Origin of the sequence: Ideonella alba (genome assembly GCF_018069845.1) — a bacterium.
In the GTDB taxonomy this organism is placed as follows: domain Bacteria; phylum Pseudomonadota; class Gammaproteobacteria; order Burkholderiales; family Burkholderiaceae_C; genus Ideonella; species Ideonella alba.
On the sequence record NZ_JAGQDD010000004.1, the window covers coordinates 188,056 to 207,368 of the forward strand.

Annotated in this window: 21 protein-coding genes; 15 read left to right on the plus strand and 6 right to left on the minus strand. The window is 71.6% G+C overall.

The window, feature by feature from the left end; translation table 11 throughout:
- Positions 1-23 precede the first annotated feature (23 nt).
- From KAK03_RS08540 to KAK03_RS08565, 6 genes are all read left to right on the plus strand, one after another.
- Positions 24-701, plus strand: coding sequence for a response regulator (locus KAK03_RS08540; RefSeq protein WP_210853358.1), 678 nt, complete (start codon positions 24-26; stop codon positions 699-701).
- On the plus strand, positions 691-2,097 hold the full coding sequence (locus KAK03_RS08545) for a sensor histidine kinase (RefSeq protein ID WP_210853360.1): 1,407 nt from the start codon (positions 691-693) through the stop codon (positions 2,095-2,097). The genes KAK03_RS08540 and KAK03_RS08545 overlap by 11 nt, the downstream gene beginning before the upstream one ends.
- 57 nt (positions 2,098-2,154) lie before the next feature.
- A complete protein-coding gene (locus KAK03_RS08550) occupies positions 2,155-3,513 on the plus strand; it encodes a cytochrome c1 protein (RefSeq protein ID WP_210853362.1) in 1,359 nt (452 codons plus the stop codon).
- A gap of 2 nt (positions 3,514-3,515) precedes the next feature.
- On the plus strand, positions 3,516-3,884 hold the full coding sequence (locus KAK03_RS08555; protein ID WP_210853364.1) for a c-type cytochrome: 369 nt from the start codon (positions 3,516-3,518) through the stop codon (positions 3,882-3,884).
- A complete protein-coding gene (locus KAK03_RS08560; RefSeq protein ID WP_210853366.1) occupies positions 3,881-4,462 on the plus strand; it encodes a NapC/NirT family cytochrome c in 582 nt (193 codons plus the stop codon). Before KAK03_RS08555 ends, KAK03_RS08560 begins: the two co-directional genes overlap by 4 nt.
- A 69-nt stretch (positions 4,463-4,531) precedes the next feature.
- A complete protein-coding gene (locus KAK03_RS08565) occupies positions 4,532-5,296 on the plus strand; it encodes a TerC family protein (protein WP_210853368.1) in 765 nt (254 codons plus the stop codon).
- Between the two features lie 49 nt (positions 5,297-5,345).
- On the opposite strand, the gene KAK03_RS08570 is transcribed toward KAK03_RS08565, so the two are convergent.
- The 4 genes from KAK03_RS08570 to cobA are packed head-to-tail and all read right to left on the minus strand — an operon-like array spanning position 5,346 to position 7,808.
- Positions 5,346-5,939: a nitroreductase family protein gene (locus tag KAK03_RS08570; RefSeq protein ID WP_210853370.1), complete on the minus strand. Its 594-nt coding sequence runs from the start codon at positions 5,937-5,939 to the stop codon at positions 5,346-5,348.
- Positions 5,929-6,381: a hypothetical protein gene (locus KAK03_RS08575; protein WP_210853372.1), complete on the minus strand. Its 453-nt coding sequence runs from the start codon at positions 6,379-6,381 to the stop codon at positions 5,929-5,931. The genes KAK03_RS08570 and KAK03_RS08575 overlap by 11 nt, the downstream gene beginning before the upstream one ends.
- Entirely contained in the window at positions 6,378-6,965 is a 588-nt protein-coding gene (locus tag KAK03_RS08580) for an RDD family protein (RefSeq protein ID WP_210853375.1), read from the minus strand. The genes KAK03_RS08575 and KAK03_RS08580 overlap by 4 nt, the downstream gene beginning before the upstream one ends.
- 51 nt (positions 6,966-7,016) lie before the next feature.
- Complete coding sequence (gene cobA / locus KAK03_RS08585) at positions 7,017-7,808, minus strand: uroporphyrinogen-III C-methyltransferase (protein WP_210853377.1); 792 nt, start codon at positions 7,806-7,808, stop codon at positions 7,017-7,019.
- Between the two features lie 183 nt (positions 7,809-7,991).
- On the opposite strand from cobA, the gene KAK03_RS08590 reads away from it, so the two are divergent.
- The 9 genes from KAK03_RS08590 to KAK03_RS08630 are packed head-to-tail and all read left to right on the plus strand — an operon-like array spanning position 7,992 to position 15,110.
- Complete coding sequence (locus tag KAK03_RS08590) at positions 7,992-9,713, plus strand: cytochrome D1 domain-containing protein (RefSeq protein ID WP_210853385.1); 1,722 nt, start codon at positions 7,992-7,994, stop codon at positions 9,711-9,713.
- 51 nt (positions 9,714-9,764) lie between these two features.
- Positions 9,765-10,070 carry a c-type cytochrome gene (locus KAK03_RS08595; RefSeq protein WP_210853387.1) on the plus strand — a complete coding sequence of 102 codons (306 nt, stop codon included), beginning with the start codon at positions 9,765-9,767 and terminating at the stop codon, positions 10,068-10,070.
- 2 nt (positions 10,071-10,072) lie between these two features.
- A complete protein-coding gene (locus KAK03_RS08600) occupies positions 10,073-10,402 on the plus strand; it encodes a c-type cytochrome (protein WP_210853389.1) in 330 nt (109 codons plus the stop codon).
- Positions 10,402-11,577 (plus strand): cytochrome D1 domain-containing protein, encoded by a 1,176-nt coding sequence (locus tag KAK03_RS08605; protein WP_210853529.1) that lies wholly within the window; start codon positions 10,402-10,404, stop codon positions 11,575-11,577. Before KAK03_RS08600 ends, KAK03_RS08605 begins: the two co-directional genes overlap by 1 nt.
- Positions 11,578-11,581: 4 nt before the next feature.
- Positions 11,582-12,577: a siroheme decarboxylase subunit beta gene (gene ahbB, locus KAK03_RS08610; protein ID WP_210853391.1), complete on the plus strand. Its 996-nt coding sequence runs from the start codon at positions 11,582-11,584 to the stop codon at positions 12,575-12,577.
- On the plus strand, positions 12,561-13,031 hold the full coding sequence (locus tag KAK03_RS08615) for an Lrp/AsnC family transcriptional regulator (protein WP_210853392.1): 471 nt from the start codon (positions 12,561-12,563) through the stop codon (positions 13,029-13,031). The genes ahbB (KAK03_RS08610) and KAK03_RS08615 overlap by 17 nt, the downstream gene beginning before the upstream one ends.
- Entirely contained in the window at positions 13,018-13,497 is a 480-nt protein-coding gene (gene ahbB / locus KAK03_RS08620) for a siroheme decarboxylase subunit beta (RefSeq protein WP_210853394.1), read from the plus strand. The genes KAK03_RS08615 and ahbB (KAK03_RS08620) overlap by 14 nt, the downstream gene beginning before the upstream one ends.
- 2 nt (positions 13,498-13,499) lie before the next feature.
- Positions 13,500-14,831, plus strand: coding sequence for a heme d1 biosynthesis radical SAM protein NirJ (gene nirJ, locus KAK03_RS08625; protein WP_210853396.1), 1,332 nt, complete (start codon positions 13,500-13,502; stop codon positions 14,829-14,831).
- A 42-nt stretch (positions 14,832-14,873) separates the two neighbouring features.
- Positions 14,874-15,110 carry a hypothetical protein gene (locus tag KAK03_RS08630; RefSeq protein ID WP_210853398.1) on the plus strand — a complete coding sequence of 79 codons (237 nt, stop codon included), beginning with the start codon at positions 14,874-14,876 and terminating at the stop codon, positions 15,108-15,110.
- 26 nt (positions 15,111-15,136) lie between these two features.
- Here the strand turns inward: KAK03_RS08630 and KAK03_RS08635 are convergent, their stop codons facing one another.
- Both KAK03_RS08635 and KAK03_RS08640 read right to left on the minus strand, forming a co-directional pair.
- On the minus strand, positions 15,137-18,286 hold the full coding sequence (locus tag KAK03_RS08635; protein WP_210853400.1) for a hybrid sensor histidine kinase/response regulator: 3,150 nt from the start codon (positions 18,284-18,286) through the stop codon (positions 15,137-15,139).
- Positions 18,283-19,266, minus strand: coding sequence for an ABC transporter substrate-binding protein (locus KAK03_RS08640; protein WP_210853402.1), 984 nt, complete (start codon positions 19,264-19,266; stop codon positions 18,283-18,285). Before KAK03_RS08640 ends, KAK03_RS08635 begins: the two co-directional genes overlap by 4 nt.
- Positions 19,267-19,313: the final 47 nt, after the last annotated feature.

Below are 19,313 nucleotides of genomic sequence, written 5' to 3' on the forward strand. Positions count from 1 at the left end.
CGCTTCTGGCAGCATGTCGCCCCATGCGTGTGCTGCTGGTTGAAGACGATGCCCCGCTGGCCCGCTCGGTGTCCGAGGCACTGGGCCAGGCCGGCTTCACGGTCGAATGGCTGGACCGCGGCGAGACCGCCGAGTCGGTGCTGCTGTGCACCGACTACGACCTGGCCATCCTGGACATCGGCCTGCCCGGCATCAGTGGCCTGGCGCTGCTGCGCCGCATCCGCCACGCGGGTCGCCGCCTGCCGGTGCTGATGCTGACCGCCCGCGACGCGCTGGAAGACCGGGTGCGCGGCCTGGACGAGGGCGCCGATGACTACCTCGTCAAGCCCTTCCAGACGCCCGAGCTGGTCGCCCGCTGCCACGCGCTGGTGCGCCGCGGCCGCTCGGCCAGCGGTCGCACGCTGGGCTTCGGGCCGCTGCAGATGGATGTCGGCCTGCGCGAGGCCCGGCTGGGCGAGGCCGCGCTGGCGCTGACCGGTCGCGAATGGGACCTGCTGGAGCACCTGTTGCTCAGCGCCCCCGAGGTGGTGGCCAAGCAGCGCCTGATCGATTCGCTCAGTCGCTGGGACAACGAACTGACCGCCAACGCCGTCGAGATCTACGCCTCGCGCCTGCGCGGCAAGCTGGCCGGCAGCGGCGTGGCGCTGCGCACCGTGCGCGGCCTGGGCTACCGGCTGGAGCTGGACGCCGGTGTCGCCTAGACGCCTGCCCCGCCATCCGCTGCGCTCGCTGGCCGGCCGGCTGCTGCTGGCGGTGGGCCTGCCGCTGGCGCTGCTGGTGCTGATCGGCGCCACTGTCGACTATGTCAGCGCCCGGCGCCTGACCGACGAGTCGCACGACCGCGCACTGGCCAGCCTGGCCGTGGGCCTGTCGGCGCGCCTGGAGGCCGAGGGCGACGGCGACCTCGCCGCCCACCTGCCGGCCATGGTGCAGGCCCTCAGCCGGGCCCAGCCCGACGATCCGCTGCACTACCTGGTGCTGCAGGCCAGCGGCGCCCCGCTGGCCGGCGACCTGGCGCTGGCCACGCTGCGCCGCGCCGAGACCGACGAGGACACGCAGATCTTCAACGCCCGCCTGGGCGGCCAGCCGGTGCGGGTGGTGCAGCACCGCTACCGCGGCCCCGATGCGCGCGCGACCATCCTGGTGGCTGAAACCGTCAACGGCCGCCGCCGCGAAGCCCGCGAACTGCTGTACGTGACCGCCGCCACCAACCTGGCGATCGCACTGGCGGTGGTGGTGGCCGCCCTGGTCGCGGTGCGCTTCGCGCTGCGGCCACTGGACCTGCTGGGCGAGCGCCTGGAGCGCCATGAGATCGACGAGCTGCGCCCGCTGCCGCTGCGCCTGGCGCCGCACGAGACTGTGCCGCTGCTGCGCGCCATCAACCGCCTGGTCAGCCGGGTGCGCGCCACCGCCCGCGCCCGCCAGGCCTTCATCGACAGCACCGCGCACCAGCTGCGCACCCCGCTGGCCAGCCTGAGCACGCAGGTCGATCTGCTGACGCGGGAAGCCCTGCCGGCGCCGGCGGCCGCCCGGGTGGCCGAGGTGTCGCAGTCGGTGCAGCGCCTGTCACACCTGGCGCACCAGATGCTGGCGCTGGCCCGCGCCGGCAGCGAGGGCGCGGCGCCGGTGCCCATGGCCCCGCTGGCCCTGGCCGACCTGCTGCAGGACGCCGCCAACGCCAGCCTGGACGCCGCGCTGGCCCGGCGGGTGGACCTGGGCTTCGAGACCGGCGAGGCGCGGGTGATCGGCTCGCGCTGGCTGCTGCGCGAGCTGCTGCTGAACCTGGTGGGCAACGCGATCCAGCACACGCCCGAGGGCAGCACCGTCACCGCCCGCTGCGGCGTGGCGGACGGCCGGCCCTTCCTGGAGGTCGAGGACGACGGCCCCGGCATCCCGCCAGCCGACCGGGCGCGCGTCTTCGAGCGCTACGTGCGGCTGAACGAGCACGACCGGCTGGGATCGGGTCTGGGCCTGGCCATCGTGCGCGAAATCGCCGAGCGCCATGGCGCCCAGGTCTCGATCCACGACGGCCCGGGCGGCCGCGGCGGCCGGGTGCGGGTCGATTTCCAGCCGTTACGCATGCTGTCAGCGGATTGAAGGCTGCGCCCGCGGAGGATGGACGCCAGTTTGTCCCACCTCTGTCAGGGAGCCTAGATGCACCGCACCTCCACGGCCCACCGTGCCGCCCGCCGTCTCGCCCGCGTGATGGCCGGCGCCGCGCTGCTGGCCGCCAGCCTCACCCCCGCCTGGGCCGTGCCCAGCTTTGCCCGCCAGACCGGCAGCGAATGCGCCGCCTGCCACATCGGCGCCTTCGGCCCGCAGCTCACGCCCTTCGGCCAGCAGTTCAAGATCAACGGCTACACCGAGACCGACGGCAAGGACGGCAAGGTGCCGCTGTCTGCCATGATGATCGCCAACCTCACGCGCAGCGCCAAGGACCTGCCCGAGGTGCCTGACCACTTCAAGGCCAACAACAACAGCGCCATCCAGGAGACCTCGGCCTTCCTGGCCGGCCGCCTGACCGACCACATCGGCGCCTTCGTGCAGTCCACCTATGCCGGCGTCGACCGCGCCTGGGCGCTGGACCAGCTGGACCTGCGCTACGCGCGCAGCCTGACGCTGGGCGACAAGGAGACCACCGTCGGCCTGGCCATCAACGGCAACCCCACGCTGACCGACCCCTTCAACACCCTGGGCCAGTGGCGCTTCCCGTACACCGCCAGCGATTTCGGCTTCGGCCAGGGCCCGACGCCGATGATGGAGAACCTGGCCGGCGCGGTGCTGGGCGCCAACCTGTATGCGCTGCATGACAAGCACTGGTATGGCGAGCTGGGCCTGTACAAGTCGCTCTCCACCAAGGCGATCAGCGCCATCAACGCCGAGGACGTGGGCCGCCTGTCTCACCCCGCGCTGTACTGGCGCCTGGCCTACCTGGACGACCGCAAGCGCGACAACTGGCATGTCGGCCTCTCGGGCCTGTCCGCCGCGCTGGCGCCGGACCGCGGCGCACCGTCCAGTACCGACCACTTCAGCGACTGGGGCCTGGACGCCGGCTACCAGTGGCTGGGCAACCGTGAGCACATCTATACGCTGAACGCCAGCTGGATGCACGAGGGCCAGAAGCTCAACGCCACCCAGGCCGCCGGCGGTGCCAGCAGCGCGAGCGGCTCGCTCAAGACCTGGCGCCTGACCGGCTCCTACACCTGGCAGCAGACCTGGGGCGCCACCGCCGGCCTGTTCGGCAGCAGCGGCAGTGCCGACACCGGCCTGTGGGGCGGCAGCTCCTACAGCGCCAGGCCCGACACCAACGGCTACATGCTGCAGCTGGACTGGACGCCCTGGGGCAAGGAAAGCTCCTGGGGCTCGCCCTGGGCCAACCTGCGCGTGGGCCTGCAGTACACCGGCTACAGCAAGTTCAACGGCGGCAGCCACTACATCGACGACGTGAATGGCGTCGACCGCCGCGCCCGCGACAACAACACCACCATGCTGTTCTTCTGGTGGAGCCTGTGAGCATGCGCCGCGCCATTCCCCTGATCCTGCTGGCCGGCGCTGCGGCGCTGGCCCATGCCGAGGGCAACGCCAAACGCGGCGCCGACACCTTTGCCGAGGAATGCGGCGACTGCCACAGCGCCCAGCCCGGCAAGGACAAGAAGGGCCCCACCCTCACCGGCGTCAACGGCCGCAAGGCGGGCACCGTGGCCAGCTTCGCCGGTTACTCCGACGCCATGAAAGCCAGCGGCATCACCTGGACGCCCGAGAAGATCGACGCCTACATCACGGCGCCGAAGAAGGTGGTGCCCGGCGGCAAGATGAAGTACGACGGCCTGGGTGATGCCCAGGGCCGCGCTGATGTCATCGCCTTCGTGCTGCAGCTCAAATGAGGCGTCCGTCATCGGGTTGGCGCGGCTGGCTGGGTGCGCTCGCCCTGGTGCTGCTGGGCATGGCCATCGCGTTGGGTGGCACGGCCGGCCTGCACGCCACCAACCGCACCGAGTTCTGCATCACGTGCCACGAGATGAAGGACAACAACTTTGCCGAGTACAGCCACACCATCCACGCACGCAACCGCACCGGCGTGCAGGCCGGCTGCGGCGACTGCCATGTGCCGCACGAGTTTCCGGACGTGCTGTGGCGCAAGCTCGGCGCGGTCAAGGACATCGTCGGCCACTTCTCCGGCGAGATCGACACGCCCGAGCGCTTCGAGCAGCACCGGCTGGCGCTGGCGCAGCAGGTGTGGCAGCGCATGAAGGCCACCGACTCGCGCGAGTGCCGCAGCTGCCACAACGTTCAGGCCATGGACCCCGAGTTGCAGGGCAAGACGGCGCAGAAGCAGCACCGGCGACTGGCGACCGAAGGCAAGACCTGCATCGACTGCCACTTCGGCATCGCCCACAGGGAGCCCTCCGGCGCTGAGCCGGCCGATCTGGACGCGGCGGCCTCCGCCCCGTCGGGGACCTGAAGATCCCCGGCACTTCCCAAGGGAGCTCCGCCGCCCCTATCATCGCGCGCCCGAACACAGGACGCGCCCATGGAACTGCTGACCAGCCCCGAAGCCTGGATTGCCTTCGCCACCCTCACCGCGCTGGAGCTGGTGCTGGGCATCGACAACATCATCTTCATCTCGATCCTGGTCGACAAGCTGCCCAAGGCCAAACAGGAGTTCGCGCGTCGCCTGGGCCTGTTCATGGCGATGTTCATGCGCATCGGCCTGCTGCTGGTGCTGGCCTGGATCGTCGGCCTGGTGCAGCCGCTGTTCACCATCTTCGGCCAGGGCATCTCGGGGCGCGACCTGATCCTGATCCTGGGCGGCCTGTTCCTGATCTGGAAGAGCACCACCGAGATCCACGGCTCGCTCGAAGGCGAGGAGGGCCATGCCTCGGCCGCGGTGAAGACCACGCTGGCCGCGGTGATCGTGCAGATCATGATCGTCGACCTGGTGTTCTCGCTGGACTCGATCATCACCGCGGTGGGCATGGTCAGCGACGTGCGCATCATGATCGCCGCGGTGATCGCCTCGGTGGGCCTGATGATGCTGTTCGCCGCGCCGATCGGCCGCTTCGTCTCGGACCACCCCACCATCAAGATGCTGGCGCTGTCCTTCCTGGTGGTGGTGGGCGTGGTGCTGATCGCCGAGGGTTTCGACCACCACGTGCCCAAGGGGTACGTCTACTTCGCGATGGCCTTCTCGCTGGGCGTGGAGATGCTCAACATCCACATGCGCAAGCGCGCCGCCAAGGTGGTGGACCTGCACAGCCCCTACGAGCCGGCCGCCGAGGATCCGAAGGCCCGTTGACCAGGGCGACGCCGAGCCAGTCGCCGCGAGGGACTTGCTCGGCCTTGCCTCAGGGCTCCCAGCGCGCGATCTCGTCCACCGCGGGCCGCAGCCGCGCCGGCTTGGCGCGGCTGACCGTGCCCAGCGTGATGCAGCACACCGCGTGCTCGCCCTCCTGCAGGCCGAAGGCCTGGCGCAGCGCGGTCGAGCGCATCGAGCGGCCACTGGTCAGCCCGCTGCCCCAGCCGCGCGCCTGCGCCGCCAGCAGCAGGTTCTGGATCGCCGCGCCCAGCGACACCAGGCGCTCGGCCTCGGCCACGCCGGGCTCGTCGGCGCGCAGGTCGGCCACGGCCAGCAGCAGCACCGGGCCCCGCAGCGCCTTGTCACGGGCATCGGCCACCTGGCTCTCGGTGGCCGCGGGATCGCGCTCCTGCAGCGCCTGCGCAAAGGCCTCGCCCAGCCGCGCCCGCGCCTGCGGGCCCAGCACATGGAAGCGCCACGGCCGCAGCTGCTGGTGATCGGGCGCCGCGGCGGCCGCCGCCAGCAGCACGCGCAGCGTGGCCTCGTCCGGCCCCGGCGCGACCAGGCGCTTGGGGCCGATGTGCTGGCGGCTGTGGATCAGCGCGTCGGCGAGGACGGCCAGATCGGTGTCGTCAGGGGTCATGGCGGAGGGACGTTGGAAGCGGTGGCATGGTGCCATGCCGGCGGCGCCACCACGCCGCCCCACCCACGAGGGCCAGCGCATGCAGCAGCGCTTCGACGACCGACATCACCAGGATGCGCGTCTCGCCCGAACCCGCGTAGGACAGCAGGCCGCTGCCCCGCAGCAGCAGCATCGGCGACGCCACCGCCAGGGCCGCCCATCCCCAGCGCTGCGGCCACCAGCGGGTCAGCCAGGGCACGGTGACCACCGCCGCCGCCAGCGAGCCGACGGCGGTGGCGCTGACCATCTCCAGGTACGGTCGCGGCCATACCAGCGGAAACAGGCGACCGGCCCATTGCCCAGAGGTCCAGCCCCAGACGGCGAAGGCCAGCACGGCCAACGCCAGCAGCCGACACAGCTGCCACAGCACGGCGACGACCGCGCGTGCGGGATGACCGCTCATCGCTCGGGCGGCCGCCTGGGCGGGTCACCGAACTCGGCGTCACGCGCGCTGTACATCGGAATCGCTGGCGCCCGGTGCGGTTCGGGCGGCGGCAATCGCACCACCAGCGTCGCCGCCAGGCGATCGGTCAGCGAGCGGCGGTCTCGCAGGCTGTCGATCAGCACCAGGTCCAGCAGCAACCACGCGGTGCCGGCCGTGGGCAACCCTGCCCAGATCGTCAGCGACATCCCTTGCTGCAGGGCCGGGTGGTCGCCGGCCGCGATCAGCAGCCAGGGCAGGCTCAGCAGCACCGCCCGCCACAGGCCCTGCACCGGCCCCAGCGCCTGGCCATGGCGGCTCAGCACGGCCAGGTTCATGACGCGCTTGCCGGGAGTCACGCCTTCACGCAGCCCCAGGAAATAGGCGTGATAGGCCAGGAACAGCACCGCGAACTCGGTCACGCCGGGCGTGTGCGGCGACTCGTTCAGGTAGGCCACATAGCTCGCCGGAAACAGCCCCAGCGCACTGGCACACAGGTCGAACGCATAGGCCAGCGTGCGCGCCTGGCTGCCAGCGAGGTGGGCATGGGGATCGGTGGCGGGCATTGCCGAGGAGCGCGGGCGAGGATTCCCTTGCATTCTCCCCCAAGGCCCTAGTCAGCGGACTGCGGGCGCCACGCGCTGCGCCGGCGCCAGCACCGAGCGCAAGCGCACCACCTCACCCACGAAGATCAGCGCCGGGGGCTGGATGCCGGCCTCGGCGGCCAGCGCGGGCAGCGTGGCCAGGGTGCCGTCCACGCAGCGCTGACCGGGCAGCGTCGCGCGCTCGACCAGCGCAGCCGGCGTGTGGGCCGGCAAGCCATGGGCCACCAGGCCGGCGCAGATCGCCGGCAGGTGGGCCACGCCCATGTAGATCACGCTGGTCTGCTGCGGCCGCGCCAGCAGCGACCAGTCCAGGTCCAGCGGGTGGCCCTCGCGGCCATGGCCGGTGGCCAGCACCAGCGCGCGGCCGTGGTCGCGGTGGGTCAGCGGAATGCCCGCCGCCGCCGCGGCGCCCTGTGCTGCGGTCAGGCCCGGGATCACCGTGAAGGGCACGCCGGCGATGGCCAGCGCCTGGGCCTCCTCACCACCGCGGCCGAAGATGTAGCCGTCGCCGCCCTTCAGGCGCAGCACGTCATGGCCCTGGTGTGCCAGGCGCACCAGCAGCGCGGTGATCTCGCGTTGCGGCAGCGCGTGGCGTGCCGACTCCTTGCCCACATAGTGCTTCTCGCAGCCCGGCGGCAGCAGGGCCAGCACCTCGTCGCCGACCAGGTGGTCGTGCAGCACCAGGCGGGCGCGCTGCAATGCCTTGACGGCCTTCACCGTCAGCAGTTCAGGATCGCCCGGACCGGCGCCGAGCAGCGTGACCGTGCCGAAGCGGCGCGGTGGATGGTCAAGGTCTCTGGGCATGGCGGCATCTTCGCGAGCCAGGCTCGGTGCCGTCCTTGAACCAGTTCAAGGACACCCCCGACCCGGCGGCGGGACGATGCCGACGCTCGCTGCTTCGACGATGGACAGCCGCCCGGCGAGCCCGCCCCCTGCACCCTGCACGGGCCGACCCACGCGCTGCTCCTCGAGGAACGAAGACACACCATGAACGCTCCGACGATTGCCCGGCTCACCGCGATGACCCTCGCGACGCTGCTGGCCACCGGCGCCCTGGCGCAGGACAAGAAGGCCGTCACCCAGCCCGAGATGAACTACCAGGCGGGCGGCTCCCCCCTGGCCAATGAGCCGATGTACCAGAGCACCAACCCGAAGGCCCCGCAGATGACGCAGGCCGAGTTCGACAAGGCCCGCCAGATCTACTTCGAGCGCTGCGCCGGCTGCCACGGCGTGTTGCGCAAGGGCGCCACCGGCAAGCCGCTGACCCCGGACATCACGCTGGGCAAGGGCACCGACTACCTAAAGGTCTTCATCGCCTACGGCTCGCCCGCGGGCATGCCCAACTGGCAGACCAGCGGCGACTTCGACGAGAAGACCACCGACCTGATGGCGCGCTACATCCAGCAGGACCCTCCGCAACCGCCGGAGTGGAGCATGGAGGACATGAAGAAGACCTGGAAGGTCATCGTCCCGCCCGAGCAGCGGCCGACGAAGAAGATGAACGACTACAACATCGCCAACATCTTCTCCACCACGCTGCGTGACACCGGCGAGGTGGCGCTGATCGACGGCGACACCAAGCAGATCATCAACATCGTCAAGACCGGCTACGCGGTGCACATCAGCCGCCTGTCGGCCTCGGGCCGCTACCTGTTCGTGATCGGCCGCGACGCCAAGATCAACATGATCGACCTGTGGATGCCCAAGCCCGACAACGTGGCCGAGATCCGCGTGGGCCTGGAGGCGCGCTCGGTCGACACCAGCAAGTACAAGGGCTTCGAGGACAAGCTCGCCATCGCCGGCAGCTACTGGCCGCCGCAGTACACGATCATGAAGGGCGACACCCTGGAGCCGCTGAAGATCGTCGCCACCCGCGGCATGACGGTGGACAAGCAGGAGTACCACCCCGAGCCGCGCGTGGCCTCGATCGTGGCCAGCCACTTCAAGCCCGAGTTCGTGGTCAACGTGAAGGAAACCGGCAAGACCCTGCTGGTGGACTACTCCAACCTGAAGAACCTCAAGACCACCGAGATCGAGACCGCCCGCTTCCTGCACGACGGCGGCCTGGACAGCACCCACCGCTACTTCATGGTGGCCGCCAACCAGTCCAACAAGGTGGCCGCGGTGGACCTGAAGGAAGGCAAGCTGGCCGCGCTGATCGATGTCGGCAAGATCCCCCACCCGGGCCGGGGCGCCAACTTCACGCACCCGCAGTTCGGGCCGGTCTGGGCCACCAGCCACCTGGGCGACGAGACGATCTCGATGATCGGCACCGACCCCAAGGGCCACCCCCAGCAGGCCTGGAAGGTGGTGGACACGGTCAAGGGCCAGGGCGGCGGCTCGCTGTTCATCAAGAGCCACCCCAAGTCCACCCACCTGTATGTGGACACGCCGCTGAACCCCGATCCCAAGCTGTCGCAGTCGGTGGCGGTGTACGACGTGAAGAACCTGGCCAAGGGCTTCACCGTGCTGCCGATCGCCGAATGGGCCGGTCTGAGCGATGACGGTGCCAAGCGCGTGGTCCAGCCTGAGTACAACAAGGCCGGCGACGAGGTCTGGTTCTCGGTGTGGAGCGCCAAGAACAAGCAGAGCGCGCTGGTGGTGGTGGACGACAGGACGCTGAAGCTCAAGGCGGTGATCAAGGACCCGCGCCTGATCACGCCCACGGGTCACTTCAACGTCAACAACACCCAGCACGACATCTACTGACCCTGGGCGGGCGGGGTCCGGCCCTGCCCGCCCTCCGCGAAGGAGAAGCCCATGAAGACACTGCTGATCGCCACCGCATTGGCGCTGGCCGCCGCCGGCGCCCTGGCCCAGGCCGATGAGGCGATGAACAAGGCCGGCTGCCTGGCCTGCCATGCCAAGGACAAGAAGCTGGTGGGACCGTCCTTCAAGGACATCGCCGCCAGGTACAAGGGCCAGGACGTGGTGGCCAGGCTGATGGACAAGGTCCGCCAGGGCGGCTCCGGCAGCTTCGGCCCGATCCCGATGGCGCCCAACCCGCCCGACAAGATCAACGACGCCGACCTGAAGGCCGCTGTCGAGCAGATCCTGAAGAGCTGAGCATGGCCCGCGCCGCCGTTCTGCTGCTGGCGCTGCTGCCCCTGGCGGCCGCCGCCGAGCCCGCGCCTGAGCGCCAGCAGCAGCTGGTGCGCATGGTGCGGCAGGACTGCGGCTCCTGCCACGGCATGCGGCTGACCGGTGGTCTGGGCCCGGCGCTCACGCCTGCGGCGCTGGCCGACAAGCCGCTCGAATCCATGGTCGCGACGATCGTCCACGGGCGTCCCGGCACCCCGATGCCGCCCTGGCGGGCGATGCTCAGCGAGCCCGAGGCGCGCTGGATCGCCGAGCGCCTGGCGGCCGGTTTTCCTGAAGAAGCAAAGGCCCCGCGATGATGCGCCGCCGTGACACCCTGCTGGCCGCCGGCCTGCTGCCGCTGCTGGCCGCCTGCGCCACCCCCACCCTGCGTGGCAGCGGCGACCTGGGCGTGGTCGTGCAGCGCGCGCGTGGCGCGCTGTCCATCGTCGACACCAGCGAGCGCCGCGTCATCGGCGAGGTGGCCGGCCTGGGCGACCTGTCGCACGCCTCGGTGGTGTTCTCGCGCGATGGCCGCCTGGCCTATGTCTTCGGCCGCGACGGCGGGCTGACGATGGTCGACCTGCTGACCCAGCGCATCGTGCAGCGCGTGATGCAGGCCGGCAACTCGATCGGCGGCGCGATCAGCGCCGACGGCACGCTGGTGGCGGCGCAGAACTACACGCCGGGCGGCATCAAGGTCTTCGACGCCCGCACGCTGGCCCTGGTGGCCGATGTGCCCGCCGAATTCGCGCCCGGCCAGTGCTCGCGCGTGGTGGGCCTGGTCGACCTGCCCGGCCAGCGCTTCGCCTACAGCCTGTTCGATGCCGACGCGATCTGGATCACCGATTGCAGCGACCCCGCGCACCCGGTGACCACCCGGCTCCCGGGCATCGGCCGCCAGCCCTACGATGCCCTGGTCACCCCGGATGGCCGCCACTACATCGCCGGCCTGTTCGGCGAGGACGGCCTGGCGATGGTCGACCTGTGGGCCGACCCCCCCCGCGTGCAGCGCATCCTGGGGGGCTACGGCCGCGGCCAGCAGCCGCTGCCGGTCTACAAGATGCCGCACCTGCGCGGCTGGGCGGTGGCCGGTCGGCAGGCCTACCTGCCGGCCGTCGGCCGCCACGAGGTGCTGGTGGTCGACACCGCCACCTGGCAGGAGGTCGGCCGCATCCCGGTGGCCGGTCAGCCGGTGTTCGTGATGGCCCGGCCCGATGGCCGCCAGGTGTGGGTCAACTTCGCGGTCCCCGACTACGACCGCGTGCAGGTGATCGACACGCCCTCGCAGCGCGTGGTCGCCACGCTGGAACCTGGCCAGGCGGTGCTGCACATGGAGTTCACGCCACGCGGCGAGGCCGTGTGGATCAGCAGCCGCGACGCCCACCGCGTCAGCGTCATCGACACCGCCAGCCTGCGCACCCTGGCACAGCTGGACGTGGACGCGCCCAGCGGCATCTTCTTCACCTCGCGCGCCGCGCGCATGGGGTTCTGACGCCATGGACCGGCTCAACCTGCTCAACACCTGGCAGCGCGGTCTGCCGCTGACCGAGCGTCCCTGGGACACCCTGGCCGCCGTGCATGGCACGACCGTACCGCGGCTGCTGGACGAATTGCGCGCCGCCCAGCGTGCGGGCCAGCTCAGCCGCGTCGGCGGCGTGTTCGCCGCCAGCGCCGGCGGCGCCGCGCTGCTGGCCGCGATGGCGGTGCCCGAGGCACGGCTGGACGCGGTGGCCGCCATCGTCTCGGCCCACGCCGGCGTCAACCACAACTATGCGCGCGAGCACCGGCACAACCTGTGGTTCGTGATGACCGGGCTGGACGCTGAGGCAGTAGAGCGCAGCCTGCAGACACTGGAGGCGGCCACCGCCGTGCCGGCGCTTCGTCTGCCCTTGCGCCGCCCCTACCGGATCGATCTGGGCTTTGACCTGCGGCAGCGCACCGCCAGCACCGCGCCGGACGAGCCGCGCCGCCGTCCTCCCGCGGTGGCCGATGCTGACCGCCCGCTGGCCGCGCTGGTGGAGGACGGCCTGCCGCTTGTCGAGCGCCCGGTGGACGCCTGGTCCCAGGCCCTGGGTTGGACACCCTTGCGTGTGCTGCAGACGCTGGCACGCTGGCTGGACCAGGGCACGCTGCGCCGCTTCGGCCTGATCGTGCGGCACCATGAGTTCGGCTTCACGCACAACGCGATGGCCGTGTTCGATGTGCCGGACACCCTGGTGGACGCGCTGGGCCCGCGCCTGGCCGCCCAGGCCGGCGTGACGCTGTGCTACCGGCGCGAGCGTGCCGAGGGGTGGCCCTACAACCTCTACGGCATGGTCCACGGGCGTGACCGCGACAGCGTTCGCGCCGTGCTCGCCCAGGCCTGCGCCGCTGCCGGCCTGCAGGGCCTGCCGCAGCAGGTGCTGTTCTCCTGGCGGCGCTACAAGCAGACCGGCGCCCGCCGCTTCCGTGACCTCCCTGACGAGGAGACCCGCCATGCACTCGCCGGATGACCTGCGGCTGATCAGCCACCTGCACGGCGGCTTCCCGCTCAGCGACCGCCCGTTCCTGGAGGTGGGCCGCGCGCTGGGCTGGAGCGAGGACCTGGTGATCGAGCGGCTGCGCCACCTGCTGTCGCACGGCGAGCTCACCCGCTTCGGTCCGCTGTTCCAGATCGAGCGCGCCGGGGGTCGCTTCGTGCTGGCTGCGATGGCCGTGCCCGAGGAGCGCTTCGACGCGGTGGCGGCGCAGGTCAACGCACTGCCCGAGGTGGCCCACAACTACCGCCGCGAGCATGCGCTGAACATGTGGTTCGTCATCGCCACCGAGGACGCGGCACAGGTGTCCGCGGTGATCGGTCAGCTCGAGGCGGCCACCGGCCTGCCGGTGCTGGCCTTTCCGAAGGAGCGCGAGTACGCGGTGGAGCTGCGCCTGCCGCTGATGGAGCCCGCCGATGGCACTCACTGAGTTCGACCGCGAGCTGATCGCCGCCACCCAGGGCGGCCTGCCCCTGGTCAACCGCCCCTACGAGGCCCTGGGCGCGATGCTGGGCGTGCCCGGCGAGACCGTGCGCCAGCGCCTGGCCGAGATGCTCGACAACGGCCTGGTGCGCCGCATTGGCGCCGTGCCCAACCACTACCGCCTGGGCTTCACCGCCAACGGCATGAGCGTCTGGGATGTGGACGATGCCCGGGTCGATGCGCTGGGCGCGCGCGTGGCGGCGTTGCCCGGTGTCAGCCACTGCTACCGCCGCCCGCGCCAGGGCAGCGTCTGGCCCTACAACCTGTTCGCGATGCTGCATGGCCGCCAGCGCCGCGAGGTGGAACGCCAGGCCGCGCAGATCGCCGCGCTGCTGGGCCCCGCCTGCCGCGGCCACGACATCCTCTACAGCACGGCCATCCTGAAGAAGACCGGGCTGAGACTGAAGGACTGAGCATGTTCCGTGTATCGCACTACCTGCGCGAGCTGGCCGAGGCCGAGCGCAGCGGCCAATACCCCTTGCCCCGTCGACGCGGGGCCGAGGGGGCCACGGCGCCGGAGCGCCGGGCCGCCCCAAGCCCGGCGCCTGCCCCCTTGGGGGGCGGCCGCCACGCGGCCGGGGGCGCCATCTCAGGCCCCGTGGTCATCTGGAACCTGATCCGCCGCTGCAATCTGACCTGCCAGCACTGCTACGCGCTGTCGGCCGACCACGACTACGCGGGTGAGCTGGACACCGGCGAGGTCTTCACCGTGATGGACGACCTGAAGGCCTTCGGCGTGCCGGTGTTGATCCTCAGCGGCGGCGAGCCGCTGCTGCGGCCCGATCTCTTCCCCATCGCCGAGCGCGCGCTGGCCATGGGTTTCTACACCGGCCTGTCGACCAACGGCACGCTGATCGACGAGGCGCTGGCCGATCGCATCACCGCCACCGGTTTCGACTACGTGGGCATCAGCCTGGACGGCCTGCGCGCCACCCACGACCGCTTCCGGCGACTGGCCGGCGCGTTCGACCGCAGCCTGCACGCGGTGCGCCTGCTGCTGGCGCGCGGCGTGAAGGTGGGCCTGCGCTACACCATGACCGCCAGCAACGCGCCCGACTTCGAGCCGCTGCTGGACCTGATGCGCGCCGAGGGCGCGCCGAAGTTCTACTTCTCGCACCTGAACTACGCCGGCCGCGGCAACATCCACCGCGCCAAGGACGCCCAGTTCGCCGCCACCCGCGCGGCGCTCGACACCCTGTTCGACCGCGCCTGGGACGCCGCGCAGCGCGGCCTGGACGAGGAGTACGTGACCGGCAACAACGACGCCGACGGCCCCTGGCTGCTGCTGTGGCTGCAGCGCCGCCACCCGGACCTGCATGCCCGCTTTGGCGAGGCGCTGCGCCAGCGCCTGCAGGCCTGGGGTGGCAATGCCTCGGGGCTGCACGTGGCCAACATCGACAACCTGGGCGAGGTCCACCCCGACACCATGTGGTGGCACCACGCGCTGGGCAACGTGCGCCAGCGCCCCTTCAGCGCGATCTGGCCCGACACCCGCGACGCGCTGATGGCCGGCCTGAAGCAGCAACCCCGCCCGGTGGGCGGCCGCTGCGCCGCCTGCCAGTACCTGGCGATCTGCGGCGGCAACACCCGCGTGCGCGCCCAGCAGCTGACCGGCGACCCCTGGGCCGAGGACCCGGGCTGCTACCTGGACGACGCCGAGATCGGTCTCGCCGAGGACCGGCCGCGCGTGCCCCTGAGCGCCTTCGGTTCGCAGCGCACCGTCAAGGTCCCTGTCGTGGCCGGCTGAAGCAGCCGACAATGCAGGTCTCGCCGCCCGGAGTCTGCCCCTGTGAAACCTTATGACATCGAGATCCAGCGCCTGAAGGCCATGCGCCACGACCACGGCCTGATCGAGGTCAGCGTGGATGCGCTGGTGCAGACGCGCAAGCTGCGTGACGATGAATCACCGTCCACGGTGCTGAGCCTGCCGGTCGAGCACGCCCGCACGCTGCTGCTGCTGCTGCGTCAGCAGCTGGCCGAACTGGACAAGCTGCAGCCCCGCAGCCGCCGCTCCGGTCGGGCCTGAGAGGGGCGCCTGGCCCGGCGCGCTGCTCAGCGCTGCGCCAGCGCGTCGCGGATGTGACCCACCAGCGCGTCCAGCGCGGTGGCCAGCGCGCGCATCTCGGCCTCGGGCGGCGGCACGCCGCGCGCCAGCTCAGCTTCCAGGCGACTGATCTGTTCGATCAGGCCTTCACCACCCAGGTTGCCCAGGGCGCCGCGCAGGCTGTGCAGGTCCTGGCCCAGCAGATCCAGCCGGCCCTCGCGCCAGGCACTCAGCAGGCGCGTGCCGTCGTCGGCGTGGTGGTCGGCGTAGACCTCAAGCAGACGCATCAGCAGCGCGCCCTGACCGGCCAGCCGGCGCAGCGCCAGGTCCAGGTCCAGCCCCTGGATGGCCGGCCCGCGCCAGGCGCTCGGGGCCGCCGCGGGCGGCGGCGGCGCGGGCAGCCAGCGGCGCAGCAAGGCGCCCAGCGCCTCAGGTTCGACCGGCTTGGCGATGAAGTCGTCCATGCCCGCGGCGCGGCAGCGCTCGCGGTCCTCGGGGAAGGCGTTGGCGGTCATCGCGACGATCGGCGTGCGCGCATGGCCGGGCAGCTGCCGGATGCGGCGCGTGGCCTCCAGACCGTCCACCTGGGGCATCTGCACGTCCATCAGGATCAGGTCGTAGGCGGCCTGGCTGGCCAGCTCGATCGCCATCTGGCCATCGTGGGCCAGGTCGGGGTTCAGGCCCAGGGTTTCGAGCAGCTGGGCACTGACCTCGCGGTTGAGCGGGTTGTCCTCGACCAGCAGCACGCGGGCATGGGCACTGGCCTGCCAGGCCGGTTCCGGGGGTGTGGCGGCATCGCGCTGGTCGCGCCGCAGCGCGCGCGTCAGCGCGTCGTGCAGCTGCGACGGCGAAATCGGCTTGACCAGCACGGCCGCGAAGCCGACCGCGCCCAGCGTGTCGCGCGGCACCTGACCACCCATGGCCGAGATCATCAGGAAGGCCGGCTGCTGCCGCAGCGGCAGCGCGCGGATCTGGCGCGCGGTCTCGACGCCATCCATCACCGGCATGCGCCAGTCCAGCACGCAGAGCTCGTAGGGGTCGCCCTCGGTTTCGGCCGCAGACAGGCGCTTCAGGGCCTGCTCGCCGCCGGACACCGCATCGGCGCGCAGGCCCAGCATCTCGAGCATCTCGACCAGGGCCAGGCGGGCGTCCTCCAGGTCATCCACCACCAGGGCGCGCGTGCCCATGAAGCGGGCCACGGCGCGACGGCCCGGCTGCGGCGACTGGGCCGGCTCCAGCGGCAGGTCGAACCAGAAGCGGCTGCCCTGCCCCGGGCGGCTCTCCACACGCAGCGTACCGCCCATCATCTCGACCAGCCGGCGGCTGATCGACAGGCCCAGCCCGGTGCCGCCGAAGCGCCGGGTGGTGGAGCCATCGGCCTGCTCGAAGGGCTGGAAGACGCGCTGCTGCTGCGCGGCGTCCATGCCGATGCCGGTGTCGCGCACCTCGAAGCGCACCAGCGGCCGGCCGTCGGCCGACTGCAGGCGCGACAGGTTCACCCGGACATGGCCGCGCTCGGTGAACTTGATCGCGTTGCCGATCAGGTTGACCAGCACCTGGCCCAGGCGCAGGTCGTCGCCGCGCAGGTGGCTGGGCAGCGTGGGGTCGATGCGCTGCACCACCTCCACGCCCTTGGCCATGGCGCGCTCGCAGACCAGCTGGCTGGCCTGGTCGACCATGTCGTCGACGTCGAAATCGCGCGTGGCGAGCGTGAGCTTGCCGGCTTCGATCTTGGAGAAGTCGAGGATGTCGTTGAGGATGGCCAGCAGATGCCGCGCGGCGGTGCCGATGCGTTCGAGGTGGGCGGCCTGCTGCGGATTGGCGTCGCGCCGGGCCAGGTAGGCCAGGCCGATGATCGCGTTCATCGGCGTGCGGATCTCGTGGCTCATGTTGGCCAGGAACTCGCTCTTCGAGCGGGTCGCGGCCTCGGCCTCGTCGCGTGAGCGCTCCAGCGCCTGGGTGCGCTCCTGCACCAGGTCCTCAAGCTGGTGGCGGTAGCGCGACAGCTCGGCCTCGGCGGCCAGGCGCTCGGTGATGTCGCGGATCACCGCGGTGGAGTGCCACTGGCCATCGACCTGGACGCGCGACAGCGACACGTTGAGGTCCACGTAGCGGCCGTCGCGGCACAGGCCACGCACACGGCGGTCGGCCCCCATGGTGCGCACGCCGGCGCCTTCCTGGGTGCCCAGCGCCACCAGGGCCGCGTGGCCCTGGCGCACGTCGGGTGGCAGCAGGCGGTCCAGCGGCTGGCCCAGCAGCTCGGCGGCGGTCCAGCCGAACAGCCGCTCGGCGGCGGCATTGAACTGCGTGATGCGGCCGTCGGCGGCCACGCTCAGCACCGCCTCGGGGGCAGCGTCGATCAGCGTGCGCAGCCGGTGTTCGCTGGTCTGCACCTGCTGCACGCGCAGCGCCAGGTCAGCCGCCATGCGGTTGATGCTCTCGGCCATGCGCGAGAGCTCCAGGGTGCGCTGCGGCGGCAGGCGCCGGCCCAGGTCGCCCTCGCCGATCGCCTTGGCCGCCTGGCCCATGGCCGCCAGCGGCCGCGCCACCCAGGCCTCGACCAGGATCCACAGCACCAGCGCGGCCAGCAGGAACACCGCGGCCTGCCAGCCCAGGCGCTCCCAGGAGTCTTCGCTGAGCTGCTGCAGCGGCCCGGCCAGCGTGTACTGCAGCATCACCAGGCCCTGCCGGCCGGTGCGCAGCTGGCCGGCCTCGGCGGGCCACTCGAAGGCATGCACCAGCAGCACGCGGCGTGGCTGGTCCAGCTCAATCACCCGCGAGGCGCTGCCGCTGTGCAGGCCCTGCAGCCACTCGGGGTGCAGGTCGGGCAGGCCGTCAGCGGCCTGACCCACGTCGCTCGGGCGGCTGGACGCCACGACCTGCATCGTCGGCCCGATCACCGCCGCCTGCGACACCATGGTGTCGGACGCCGCATGGGCCAGCACCTCGCGCAGCAGTGAAGGGTCGAGCGCCGCCATGCGCTCGGAAGCCACGACGATCAGGGTCAGCTGGTGGCGCGCGCGCTGCAGCAGCTCGGTCTGCAGCTGGGCGGCATCACGCCGGTAGTGCATCCATTGCAGCGCAGCCAGCGCGACCAGCATGACCACCCCGACCAGCGCCGCCAGGCGCCAGCGCAGCGAGTTCAGATCGGGCCTCATGCCGCCCCTCCGGCTGGCAGGAAATCGGCGCTGCCCAGCAACTCCAGGCCGGGTGGGTTGGCCAGCAGGCCGGCCCGGACCATGACCTGGCGCAGGCGATCGGCGCTGTCCTGCAGCCGGCCACCGGGACGCAGCCAGGCGTGGTTGTCGGCCACCCCTGGCAGTTCCAGCCGCGCCAGGCTGGCCTCGAGCTCACCGGCGCTGATGCCCAGCCGGCGGGCGATCAGCGGCAGGTGCTGCTGCGGCGTCTGCCGCAGCGCAGCCAGGGCGCCGAAGTGGGCCCTCAAGGCCGCCCGGATCTGGGTCGCCCGGGGCTCCAGCACGTCGGCCTGGACGGCCAGTACGTCGACGATGGAGCCGGGGACCTCGGCACTGCTGAACAGCGGACGGGCACCCTCGGCGAGCAGGCGACCGGCGGTGGGGTCGTAGGTGACCAGGGCGTCGATGCGCCGCTCACGCCAGGCGGCTTCGTGCTGGTCAACGTCCAGGGGAATGATCCGGACGTCGCTGACCCGCATGCCGTGGCGGGACAGCATGGCGTCCAGCATGACCGCGCCCACCGCCGAGGCCTCGACCCCCACGCGCTGTCCAGCCAGCGCCGCCACCGAACCCAGATGACTGCGCGCCAGAACGACATCGGCGCCCATCGAGACATCCAGCACACCCACCACCCGCAGATCCATGCCGCGGGCGCGCGCGCTCAGCACTTCGTCAAGCGTGAGGCCTGCCGCGTGCAAGGACTGGGTGCCCAGGCCGCGCAGGCTGGAGCTGGCCGAGGGCATCTCGACCAGGTGCACCGCGTCGGCCGGCCAATCGCCCAGGTCGCGCGCCAGGAAGAACAGCTCATAGCCGGGCCAGGGGTGGCAGCCCAGGCGCAGCGGACCCTGCGGGCCGGAACGGCAGGCCGACAGGGGGGCCAGCGCCGCCAGGGCCGCCGCCAGGCAGACACGTCGGCGTGGGAAGACGAGGCGGGCAGTCATGGTGGCGGACGCGTTGCACTGATTGTGCCTGCGCGCCCGCGTTTCAC